The sequence below is a fragment of the Rhizobacter sp. P3_C12 genome, from assembly GCF_056402735.1.
Genome location: NZ_JBFUGW010000542.1, coordinates 1 through 1755, shown reverse-complemented (window position 1 = coordinate 1755; position 1755 = coordinate 1). Strand labels below are relative to the sequence as shown.

Sequence of the window (1755 nt, the reverse complement as noted above, 5' to 3'; positions counted from 1 at the left end):
GTGAGGAGGTGCAGGCAGACGAGATCTTGACGCCCGAGGAGCGGCTCGAGCTCAACGACTTCGTCTCAGGCCACCTCTGAACCCGTTCCCTGTGAGAGCTCCTGTGCCGGGCGGCGAATCGCTGAAGGCGATGCTCGGCATGCCGCCGGCCCGCCGCGCATCCCTCGTGCGCCCGCGTGCCGGCGGCCTGGCGAGAAACTCAGTCCACTTCCGAGCAGAAGTCGCCGTCGGCAACGAGGCATTGCCCCGCCTCGACGTCCGACGCGACCGCCCCACCACGCGTGACGATCCGGCTGCTCGACAGCCGCTTCGCCTCCGCCGTCGGCAGCAACACCCACATCTGCCCGCGGTGCTTCGTGCTGCGCGCGTTCTGCCCGGCCTCGGAACCGAAGCCCCAGAAATAGTCGGCCCGCACCGCACCGCGGATCGCGCCGCCGGTGTCCTGCGCGAACACCAGCCGCTGCACCTGGATCGCCGAGCCCGACGGCGCCGGCGCACTGAGGAACACCGGGTAGCCGAGCGGCGTCACCCTGGGGTCGACCGCCACCGACCGCCCCGCCGTCAGCGGCACGCCCAGCGCCCCCTGCGGGCCCTCGGCGGCCGGCCGGTCGGTCACCGTCTTGAAGAACACATAGCTGGGGTCGGACACCAGCCGGCCCTGCGTGACGCGCGTCGGCGGTTTCGCCGGCGCTGCCGCCGGCGCCTTCGCGCCGCCGAGCAATTGGTCGACCAGGCTGTCCGAGGCGCCGCGCGACGGGCTGCGCGCCGGCGCCGCCGGTGCCGTCGGTGCCGTCGGTATGGCCTTGCCGCGCGTGACGACCGGCTCCTCGTCGGCCACCGCCTCGTCCTCCAGCACGAACTCCTGCGGCTGCTCCGCCGCCGCACCGGTGCCGCGCGTCACGACCTTGGTGCTCTTGACCGCCGCCACCCGCAGCGGCTTGAACGGATGCCCGTTCTGCTCGGCGTACTGCACCCGCAGGATGCTGCCGTCGGGCAGGCGGATGCGCCCCGAGCCCTGCACCTGCATCGCATACAGCGCCAGCCCGTCGGCCACCCACGCGAGCACCGGCGCGCCGATGTCCTGCGGCAGGTTCAGCGCCTCCAGCTCGCCCCGGGTGTAGTACGGCTCGGCACGGGCCGTGGCCCCGCTGCCGGTCAGCCGCACGCGCAGCCGGCGGTCGCGGTCGTCCAGCTCGAAGCGGCGCAGGTCCATCGCGTAGCTGCCGGCCTGCGGTGCCGGCAGCACGATCAGCTGGTTGCCATCCGCGCGCACCGCGATCACGCCGCGCCGCTGCGCCTTCGGCACCCTCGACCAATCGATCGTGTACAGGTCGCGCGGCACGCCCAGCACCGGCACGTCGTAGACGGCGCTGCGCTGGCGCTGGCCGTCCAGCAGCGGCTCGAAGTAGCCGGTGATGTCGCCCTCGCGGCTCGCGTCGGTGTTCAGGATGCGCAGCAGCGAGAAACGGCTCTCGAAGAAACCGCGCATCGCTACCGTGTCGGTGGCCGGCACGCGCTGCGACGCGTCGCAGATCTCGCGCCATTCGTCGCGCTTGCGCAGCGCCTCGCACGAATTGCGGAACGCGCCCCAGCCAGCGCGCAGGTCGTCCTGCTGCCAGCCGGGCAGCTCGTCGAAGCCCGCCAGCTTGAAGACGGCGTTGCGGGTGCGCACCTCGCTCGGCGCCGCCACCCGCGCCACCCCCGATTTCGGGGTCGCCACGCCCGGCGCGGCACCGGCGTTGGACAGCGGCACGG

At 73.2% G+C, this 1755-nt stretch carries 1 protein-coding gene; it reads right to left on the bottom strand.

What is annotated here, in order from left to right; genetic code table 11:
- Positions 1–199: 199 nt before the first annotated feature.
- Positions 200–1755 (bottom strand): murein transglycosylase A (mltA, locus tag AC1DXV_RS34295; RefSeq protein ID WP_477938003.1); only part of this gene is annotated, 1556 nt, incomplete at its 5' end.